The organism is Pseudodesulfovibrio sp. JC047 (assembly GCF_010468615.1).
GTDB lineage: Bacteria > Desulfobacterota > Desulfovibrionia > Desulfovibrionales > Desulfovibrionaceae > Pseudodesulfovibrio.
In genome coordinates, this window is the sequence record NZ_WUEH01000039.1 from 1 (window position 1) to 8,854 (window position 8,854).

The window sequence follows — 8,854 nt, forward strand, 5'->3', positions numbered from 1 at the left end:
CCGTCTGCGATCACGCCCGCTTTGATGAGTTCGCGGAGCCACGCAGCGGCAAAGGGGTCAAATTCGTTGTAGTAAGCGGCCATGACTGAGAACTATCAATTCCCCGGCCAATCGGCAGGCCGCTCGGTGCGCTCGAATTCGTAAACCCACACCCATTCGTTGCGCTCCCAGGAGCCGGGGTAGAGAGTCTCCCAAAGATCGTGAAATTGATTAACGGGGTGCGGTTTTGTTGTGGACACGTACATGCCCTCGGCCTTGGCATCCTCTTCCGAAATATCTCTGATCCGCTCGATGCGCACATCAATCACCTTGAGCCAAAGCCGACATGCCCACTTGGGCATGTGGATAGAGGGACGCATAGGCAACGGCCGGGGGCAGTTGTCGTAGAGCATGTCGTCAGCATCGAACCAGATTTCCGGGACCTTATCGGTGGCCGGATAGATGATCTTTGTTTCGTCCCGATTGGGGAGTCCCGTTTCCGGGTTGCCGGGGTTGTACAGACCGTATGTCTCACGCACCCAAATGATATCGCCTAGTTGGTAAGCAGGCTTGAAAGGGCCATGAGTATTGATCGGCCCGGCCCCTTGCTCACGCCATGCAAATATATTGGCTTCCCAATCGTAATCAGCATCATCAGGAATCTTAACAGGTTGAGGCTTCAACAGTCTCCGGTCCTGCGTCTGCCGACCATTCAGCATGGCACGGACAACGGGAGCCTTTGCGAGCATTAATCTGATTGCCATCTCGACATTCCTCCAATTTATACAGCCGAATCTGCCTTTACACCCGGCAAAACAATCTTCTTTTCACAGTCCTTGCCCCCCTCTTGCCGCCGAGGACGAAGCCAGGTCACAGCCATACTATTGCCCAACTCCTCGGCCCGGGCGCACTCACCGGATTGCCACAAGGGACACCCGGGATCATAACAACGCGCATATTCCAAAGGGAGATCACTCATCACTGACACCTCGGGTCAAACTTGAGCCGGTTGCGACGATCACGACGCGACACAATGTGCGTCACCAACCAATCGGTACAGACGAACAACACACAAAGGCCCACGAAAGATCCGACAACCAAAAGCCAGTCAAAAGAATTCATTTCTGTCTCCCCTGGGAACGGACCGATCCATGCCGTTATTCCGTGCCACCATGGCTGACACCCTCCGCGCCTTTGCCGTCCGCTCGTCAAGAATCCCTTCCAAAAAGCGCTGAGCCAAACCGACTCTGCCCCGTTCCGGCAGGTGGACAACCCCGTTCTTGGCATCATCCAGCAACTGAGAAAGATTTTGCTCAATTGCATGTATCCGTCTGGTGACTTCGTCCATGGTGGAACCTCCTCACGTCAGATGCGATCCCCCGGCACTCCGGCCAAAGGCCGCAAGCGGGAAATCGCTTCATTGCTCTTGTTTATGACGTCTATGAGTTCCCGGATGATCTTCCGGGCTTCTGTATTGGTAATGGAGCATCCGCCCTCGCTCTCGGGATGAAGAGCACTATTGCCAGCCTTGGCAACATCGCCCATTTCGGAAAACAGCTCCCCCATGGAGGCGAGAAGTGCAGTGCAGTCCATGGCCGCAAGGTCAAGATCTACCGCCCCGATCTCCACCTGCGCATACAACCAGTCGAGCAACAACGTTGATGTACACGCCACACAAAACAATGAAATTTTCGGCAATGTGGGCCAATAATTCTGGCGGGGATCTCTGATCCTATTTACGTTGGCAGGACTCCACCCACACGTGGTGGCAACATCTTCCCAGGTCTGTCCCGAGCCGGTCACCATGATCTGCAACACATCCGGCAAAGCGAGTTCGGTCAAATTGATTTTATCAAGGCCAGTCATGATCGGTATTTCCTCCGCGTCTCACCTTGTCGGCGCACACTCGTTGTGAAAGATTAGACTCAAGGCAAAAATCAAACCCCAGACTTGGATTGCATCTCAAGCCGTAAATCTGCCAACTTGCGATCAATCCACCCTTTTTTAGGACCGGGTTTCTTGTCCCGCCCTTCAGGCAAATATAAAATTGGAATATGCTTGCCAGAGGAGGTCTCAAACGCTTGCATTGCTGCTCGGACCTTGGTTGGGACACCAGACGCATTACAATAACGACTCATGGCTCCTATGCTCTTGCCGCAAGAATCAGCCAACTCTTTAATCGAGGACTGATTCATCTTGAGCCAACCAGAGATGCGACCTTGACGTAATGATGTGGACATAATACTTAAACCATTGTGTTAAATATTCGTATGTATGATTGCGTTAATCGTTGATTAAACAATTAGTCTAAATTTTGACACAAAGTCAATATAAAATTTAAACTTTTAATCTATTTTTTGCATGTCAAAAACCATTCTCAAAAGAATCAAGCAGGTTAAATCAACCTTAAACTTGACCCAGCAGGCCCTTGCTGATGCGGGAAATATTTCTAAAGGTACTGTTCGGAATATTTTTTCTGGCAGCTCTACTCCCAATGTCACCGCATTACAAAATTGGGCACAAAATTTAGATATAAATTTGAACTGGCTAATTTGTGGCACCGGAGAAATGTTTTCCAAACAAGAAACTCTCGCCCACGAGCTAAACGAAACAAAAATTACCACAACCGACTTTGGCCCATTAGCCATAGCCGTTTCAGCCAGGGAAAAATCAACTCTTGCCATTGACCCTGACGCAAGCGAAACCGAAATTCTCGACGACGTCATTTCAGCCCTAACAAGACGCCGTCGCAAATTGGCCCCGCAAACATATGGATATGCGGCCAAAGAGATTCCTCTGGCCCACGAAGAACAAAGTGACTACCCACACGGTCATGCCTGTGGCATAGACACCGATCCGCCGACACCCAAAAAGCAAACATATCCCCCTAGTTCCAAAACAAAATAAGTCTGGAGGTAGGGGTTCGGATTTTTTATGGCAAAAACAATAGAATATTCTATTTCACACTGAACAAGGTGTAATTAAAAATGATATCTTATATTAAAAAATTATTAATCACTTTTATCACCATACTCATTTCGTTTTCTATTGCTGGCGCACAGCAACAAGAAATCAGAGAAGAATCCAAAGCAGACTTCGCTAAAGTAATTAGAATGTATGGATATATATGCGGAGAATGCACGGAAGGATATGTGGATGGTTTAAAACATAAAGGCATTCAATTCAGAATCATCTGCGACGATTACGCATTGATGTACAATGTTACGGTAACTCCTAAAAATACGTTCATCGTAGAACCTCAATAAGGAGTCCACAAAGTGGAATATTTTATTATTGCCGCAATCATCATGCCCATCATCGTTGGTATGATAGCCAACTCCAAGGGAAGAAGTTGGATTTTGTGGTTTCTGTATGGCTTGATTCTCTGGCCTATAGCCCTCGTCCACGCCCTTGTCCTCAAACCTCTGATGCCTAAGACCAAAGGCGACTGGGAAAAAAACACAAAAGGTCCACGTCGCTGTCCGAATCAGGAATGTGCCAGAGTCATTCACGGCACACAGGAAAATTGCCCCTACTGCAAAACGCCCATGAACGGCGAAACAATCCCCTGCCCAAAATGCTCCACAGAAATGTTTTCCAACATAACAACATGCCCAGACTGCGGCTACAATCGCGAAGCCGATCCTGAAGGCCTCTATTCAGACGAACGCGAATGCCCCTTCTGCGCAGAATTAATCAAAAAGAAGGCTGTAAAATGCAAGCACTGCGGCTCAGACATTGAACCCGCTTAAACGGTGTAATGATGGATAAAACAAAAACAATTCGATTCTTTCCAATCGAACTGCCCCAACCAACTTCACGCATACGCATGGACTATGAAGGCGACCCGGACGAGCCATTTATACTATACACATGGGAAAACGCCGACGAACAAGGATTCAACGCCCTAAAAACCTTTCTAGATAGCCTCATTGATACATATATTACCGGCTGGAAAGACCCTGCCACCGGATGGGGAAAATACAACATTAAACTCTCCGACATAAAAAAAGGCGGAAACGGCGACTTATTCGTTTGCGCCTTCATCATCGCCGATACGTCAAAAAACCAATAGCGAATAAAATGGATTAAAAAGAGCAAAATCTATTCTTTCACAATCCTATAATAAGGAGGATCATTGTCTAGCTGGCCTTTATTGTCATAAGTCTCTGCAAACGGCTAATAACATACAAAATGAACTTTATCGGAAAACAACAAATCATTTAGTTTACATTTATTTGAAACTAGCGTAGCTGCCTTTTTGCAGGGGATAAAAGTCCTCAATTTCAAAAAGCCACTTTACTCACCTAAACCTCTGCAATGGAATTACCGATGAATATGAATATGAGTATTTTAGAACTCAACGACTCTCCTCTTAAGGCCGCAATTCTTGAGGAGTGGCAAAAAGACGACATTGCACCTAGTCGAAAAATGGAAATGGAAGATGCTTTCCTTGATAATTGTCACGACTGGTATGCTATCAAAGATAAGAATAAGACGATCCTAGTTTTTGAAGTTCGTAAAGCTTTAAATAATTATATCAAGACATTAAAAATATATTACGGTCCACAATTTGATTCCAACTTCGAAGAGCTCGGTGCTGAAATTGACGAATTGGAAAATATGCTTAGTATTGTAGTTCAAACATTTGGTTACATTTTTGAAACATTGATCGACAAGGCAAAGGACACTCTTGATCGTACTTTCAAAATCCACAGCTCTCATCCTATGGAAAGAATTTTCTTCATGGAGATTGCGAAAGACTTGAAAAAAGAGTATCCAAACGAATATAAAGCCAAATTTTATGGCAACTGGATTGAAATTGAAGTTTGTTAATTTCACTCCAAAACCGGAGGAGACGGACACATGCAAACTCTTATGAAGGCTGTTATGGAAAAGGCCGAGGTCAAAGAGTTCATCAACCAACACCCTGCTCATGCCGCAGTATGCAAGGCTTTCAAAAAGCATTTTGAAAAAGGATTTACATTAAACGACTTGCCGTCTCTAATTTTCACCAAGGGAAGTAGCACGGCATCAATTAAAAAAGCTGCATAATCTTTCAACAAAAAAAGGTTCCTTAATGGAACCTTTTTTTCTTACCGTTAAATATAGACTTAATTGTGAATATTTCTAAATAAAAACAAACAATCACCGCCGAACTCGTCGCCTTCATCATTATGGAGGGCAGTCTAAACATGCCAATCAATACTCAATAATCAAATGAAACGCATACAGGTATAAACGCCCACCCCCACACTTACCGTTTCAACAATTCCACTTCCGCACACTTATCAAGAAGCTCTTGTGTATTGGATACTCCCAATTTCCGAAAAATATTGGTCTTGTGTCGCTCTACACTTCGCTCACTCAAGCAAAGACATTCTGCCAAAGCCTTATTCCGAATATTTCCCATAATAATAGAATCAACTATTTCAATCTCGCGTTCAGTTAAATGAGCATACAGCTCAGTGGTCGCTGACTGCTTTCCCTGTATATATCCAGTGACCACCTCTTCCGTAATATCTGGGCTGATGTAAAATAGCCCCTTTAAAACGCAGTGAAGAGCCTGCAAAACTCGTTCACCAGGCTCAGACTTGACGACGTATCCATGAGCCCCGCAACTCAGAGCAGAAAAGACATATGACGCGGAACTGTACGCCGTCAAAACCACCACACGAACATCTGGACACATTTTTTTTGCCGCTTGAATTACCATTGCTCCATTCAGTCCCTCCATACACAAATCAACCAACAATATATCCGGGGGATCTACATCCAAAATCTTAATTGCATCATGACCATTCGCAGCCTGTCCCGAAACACGTAAGTCAGGATCACTTTCTATCAACTGGCATAAGCCATCTCTCAACATAGAGTGATCGTCCACAATAAGAATACGTGCCCTCATCTTTCAATACTCCTGATGCCAAAATTCTAATGTGCGCACACCTATCTAGATATCAGGCATTTTATTGTTGTGCAAATTATACGCGCTATGTATAAGCAAAACAAACAATTACAAAGGGTATTCGATATGAAAGAAGTGTTTGTCACTGTATTTATTATGGCCCTACTTTTCACCAGTGCCTCGGCATCAGCAAAAACTCCTCTCACTTTTTCATCTGGAGCGGGAGCTATGTCGATCACCGTTGACATCGCCATTGCCAAAGAATTCATCAAAGGGACCAACGCAAAAATGTTCGTCCACAAAAATGGTAGATCCGCTATGAAAGCCTTCCTCAACGGAACGGTTGCTATCGGAACAACCGGGGTCAACAACGTCATTCTCTATGATAATTTTGATCCCGAAAAACACGCAATTGTCGGGACAATATCCTATACGGACAATCAATTAAAATTACTCACGCGAAACGCTTCAGAAATCACCAAAAAAGCCGATATCAAGGGAAAAAGAATTGCTGTAAATGGACCTTTTGCCCACTTTTCTCTCTACAAACAGCTCAACTTCTACGGGATATCTGAAAATGAAGTAACAATCGTCACTTTAACGAAAAAACAGATGCCTCAGGCTATTTCATCAGGACAAGTCGACGCGATCTTCCAGCACGGAAAACCCATCGAGAATGCCAAAAAAGCCCTCAGGGCGGAAGGATGGAAAATTTTTCAAAGCAAAAATATGGCTCGGAAATTTGTCGTGCTGGTAATGAATCGAAAAATGATAAAACAAAATCCAGACGTTGTAGACAACGTTTTAAAGGGCATACTGAAAGCCCAAAAATATTTAAAAACGAACCCTGAAGAATGCATTGAAATTGTGGCAAAATCAAAAAGCTACCCCCTGCCCAAAGCCAAGGAAGCCATCGAAGAAATCACGTATGACCTTACATTACGACAATCTTTGCCGCTGGCCATGGAAACCATGGAAAAGTGGGCTATAGACAATGATTTTGTCAAAAGGGAAAATCCACAAAGCTATTTCACATATATTGAGCCGAAACCGCTCATGGAAATAGCACCGGACGCAGTAACCTTCATTCACTAAAAATACATATAGGCACGACAAAAAAAGGCCCCGCCGAATCTCGACGAGGCCTTTTGCATTTACTCATCAATATGAGCCGTTAAGAACATCCCTTTTGCCAAAGCATCAAAAAACTGCTGATAAAGTATGGGATCTTTGATTGGTTGAATATTGTATTGAGCATTCGCACGAACAGTGGTCTGTCCCTCACCCCGAGGAATGGCTACAACGGTCATCCTCACTCTATACCCATCCAATTTGGTACCAGAAACAGTCCCCAAATCATAGGAAGCCTTGTCAATGACAAAACCCAGATCCTGAAGTGTCGCAATTATCGTTTGCAAAGTTTGTTGTTTATCACCAGTCTCAAAATACCGAGTCTGCATTGACCTAATTTTGACCTGAGACTCCCCATCACTGTCCAATATATTCTTTTGAGCAGTCTGACACCCCGGCAAAAGCATTAGGGCAATTATAAAAACAAATGAAAATTTCTTCATATCTGGTTGGCCTCAAGAAATAAGGATTTAGAGAGTTTTTCAAAAAACTCCTGATAAACAGCCGGATCATTAATTTGGTGTTGAGAATTCACCTGGCCCAGCTGATTGAAGATCACGCGCTGGAAAGTAACACGAACGGCAGTATTGCCGGGAGACTCCTTGACAGAAAGAAGCGTGTCCAGATCATTGGCCAACGTGTCTGCTGTATTTTCTGCAATCTTGCTGGCAACTTTTTCACAGGTATCCTTTGGAAAAGACTCCAACAACCCTTCATAAAGAGCATCATGAACCCTTCCCTGCACCTCTTTTATACGCTCAAGTGTCAAATCTGTATCCGGAATATTTTCATCCTGATCCAATTGACGAACAACCAAGGAAACCTTGACTATCTGTATATCATCTGCAGCATTTACAAGACTAGGATTTTGCCCAAGTCCTCCGAGAATGGCGAGCATAATAAGTTGTCCACTATCGCTTGCATCACGGGTTTTAGAACCAACAACGACCCCAAGTTCGACCGAGCTTTCATCAAGATTGAACCCCAAATCCAACAGAACGGCGTTGGCAGCAATGAGGACAGCTCCTTCATTGCCGGTTTCATATCGCCGGGTTTGCAACTGCCTGTTTGCCATTGACTCCGGAGGCAATTGAAGGGCTTCTTTCGGAACCGAGGCGACACACCCTGTGATCAAAAACAAAAACATTAATAAACTTGTGATACGTAGCATGAAGCATCACCTTAGAAGCTGGACTGTCTATAAGCAAAATCGCGCACAAGTCCCTTTTCATCATATTTGATAACAATAGTCAGAGTACGTTGTGTGCTACTGGATGCTCCGCTCCCCGCATTGTAGCTGCCGCCACCAGCCGCGCCGCCGATTCCACCAAACACAAGCCCCAACACGCCGACTCCACCAGAGGAAGTGGAGTATACGCGCTCCGTGGAAACTTTGTCATAAACCCAAACTTCTCTCCGCTTGGAATCGGTTGTAACCATGTTGGGCGAACCAAGCACACTGATAACATCAGATCCAGACATGCCGACTTTGATTTCTTTTTGAACAGCTCCAACGGTGAGCTTGTCTCCAGTATCATCTCGAACTGCTTCTCGGTGATGTCCCGCCCCCATACAGCCGGACCCGACCAACACCAAAAGACTCAAGGCAACAGCCGCAAATATTTTCATTAGTGAACCCCTTGAAAAACGTATAATATTTTCAATGAAAACGCGTATACCTTTTTCAATGCCATGTCTACAAACAAGAAAGGCTATATATACTCCACCACAATCCCCGCCACGTCCTCGGCTGTATCCGCCGCGTCGAGCGCGTCCTGATAGGCAAGCCGTTGGCCCACGATGCGACCGGACAAGGCCACCCAGGCGGCACGGTTG

Annotated in this window: 16 protein-coding genes; 7 read left to right on the top strand and 9 right to left on the bottom strand. The window is 45.0% G+C overall.

Annotated features, from left to right (window positions below):
• Positions 1–95 precede the first annotated feature (95 nt).
• The 5 genes from GO013_RS16330 to GO013_RS16350 all read right to left on the bottom strand — a co-directional run bounded on the left by GO013_RS16330 (position 96) and on the right by GO013_RS16350 (position 2,219).
• Positions 96–743: a hypothetical protein gene (locus GO013_RS16330; protein ID WP_163813047.1), complete on the bottom strand. Its 648-nt coding sequence runs from the start codon at positions 741–743 to the stop codon at positions 96–98.
• A gap of 17 nt (positions 744–760) precedes the next feature.
• Positions 761–958 (bottom strand): hypothetical protein, encoded by a 198-nt coding sequence (locus GO013_RS16335; protein WP_163813049.1) that lies wholly within the window; start codon positions 956–958, stop codon positions 761–763.
• A gap of 129 nt (positions 959–1,087) precedes the next feature.
• Positions 1,088–1,327 carry a hypothetical protein gene (locus tag GO013_RS16340; RefSeq protein WP_163813051.1) on the bottom strand — a complete coding sequence of 80 codons (240 nt, stop codon included), beginning with the start codon at positions 1,325–1,327 and terminating at the stop codon, positions 1,088–1,090.
• 17 nt (positions 1,328–1,344) lie between these two features.
• Positions 1,345–1,845: a phage regulatory CII family protein gene (locus GO013_RS16345; protein ID WP_163813053.1), complete on the bottom strand. Its 501-nt coding sequence runs from the start codon at positions 1,843–1,845 to the stop codon at positions 1,345–1,347.
• A gap of 71 nt (positions 1,846–1,916) precedes the next feature.
• A complete protein-coding gene (locus GO013_RS16350) occupies positions 1,917–2,219 on the bottom strand; it encodes a hypothetical protein (protein ID WP_163813055.1) in 303 nt (100 codons plus the stop codon).
• 121 nt (positions 2,220–2,340) lie between these two features.
• Here GO013_RS16350 and GO013_RS16355 point away from each other — a divergent pair, with 121 nt between their 5' ends.
• From GO013_RS16355 to GO013_RS16380, 6 genes are all read left to right on the top strand, one after another.
• Complete coding sequence (locus GO013_RS16355; protein ID WP_163813057.1) at positions 2,341–2,886, top strand: helix-turn-helix transcriptional regulator; 546 nt, start codon at positions 2,341–2,343, stop codon at positions 2,884–2,886.
• An 80-nt stretch (positions 2,887–2,966) separates the two neighbouring features.
• A complete protein-coding gene (locus GO013_RS16360; protein ID WP_163813058.1) occupies positions 2,967–3,245 on the top strand; it encodes a hypothetical protein in 279 nt (92 codons plus the stop codon).
• A gap of 12 nt (positions 3,246–3,257) precedes the next feature.
• Positions 3,258–3,731 (top strand): hypothetical protein, encoded by a 474-nt coding sequence (locus GO013_RS17080; protein ID WP_203529686.1) that lies wholly within the window; start codon positions 3,258–3,260, stop codon positions 3,729–3,731.
• Positions 3,732–3,742: 11 nt separating this feature from the next.
• On the top strand, positions 3,743–4,054 hold the full coding sequence (locus tag GO013_RS16370) for a hypothetical protein (protein WP_163813060.1): 312 nt from the start codon (positions 3,743–3,745) through the stop codon (positions 4,052–4,054).
• Positions 4,055–4,323: 269 nt separating this feature from the next.
• Positions 4,324–4,815: a hypothetical protein gene (locus GO013_RS16375; protein WP_163813062.1), complete on the top strand. Its 492-nt coding sequence runs from the start codon at positions 4,324–4,326 to the stop codon at positions 4,813–4,815.
• Between the two features lie 30 nt (positions 4,816–4,845).
• Positions 4,846–5,034, top strand: coding sequence for a hypothetical protein (locus GO013_RS16380; protein WP_163813064.1), 189 nt, complete (start codon positions 4,846–4,848; stop codon positions 5,032–5,034).
• Between the two features lie 202 nt (positions 5,035–5,236).
• Here GO013_RS16380 and GO013_RS16385 read toward each other — a convergent pair whose 3' ends face one another.
• Positions 5,237–5,887, bottom strand: a complete 651-nt coding sequence (locus tag GO013_RS16385) for a response regulator transcription factor (protein WP_163813066.1) — start codon at positions 5,885–5,887, stop codon at positions 5,237–5,239.
• A gap of 126 nt (positions 5,888–6,013) precedes the next feature.
• Here GO013_RS16385 and GO013_RS16390 point away from each other — a divergent pair, with 126 nt between their 5' ends.
• Entirely contained in the window at positions 6,014–6,982 is a 969-nt protein-coding gene (locus GO013_RS16390) for an ABC transporter substrate-binding protein (protein WP_163813068.1), read from the top strand.
• A gap of 59 nt (positions 6,983–7,041) precedes the next feature.
• Here the strand turns inward: GO013_RS16390 and GO013_RS16395 are convergent, their stop codons facing one another.
• The 3 genes from GO013_RS16395 to GO013_RS16405 are packed head-to-tail and all read right to left on the bottom strand — an operon-like array spanning position 7,042 to position 8,647.
• Entirely contained in the window at positions 7,042–7,461 is a 420-nt protein-coding gene (locus tag GO013_RS16395; protein WP_163813070.1) for a hypothetical protein, read from the bottom strand.
• On the bottom strand, positions 7,458–8,189 hold the full coding sequence (locus GO013_RS16400) for a hypothetical protein (protein WP_163813071.1): 732 nt from the start codon (positions 8,187–8,189) through the stop codon (positions 7,458–7,460). Before GO013_RS16400 ends, GO013_RS16395 begins: the two co-directional genes overlap by 4 nt.
• Before the next feature lie 11 nt (positions 8,190–8,200).
• Positions 8,201–8,647: a hypothetical protein gene (locus GO013_RS16405; RefSeq protein ID WP_163813073.1), complete on the bottom strand. Its 447-nt coding sequence runs from the start codon at positions 8,645–8,647 to the stop codon at positions 8,201–8,203.
• Positions 8,648–8,854: the final 207 nt, after the last annotated feature.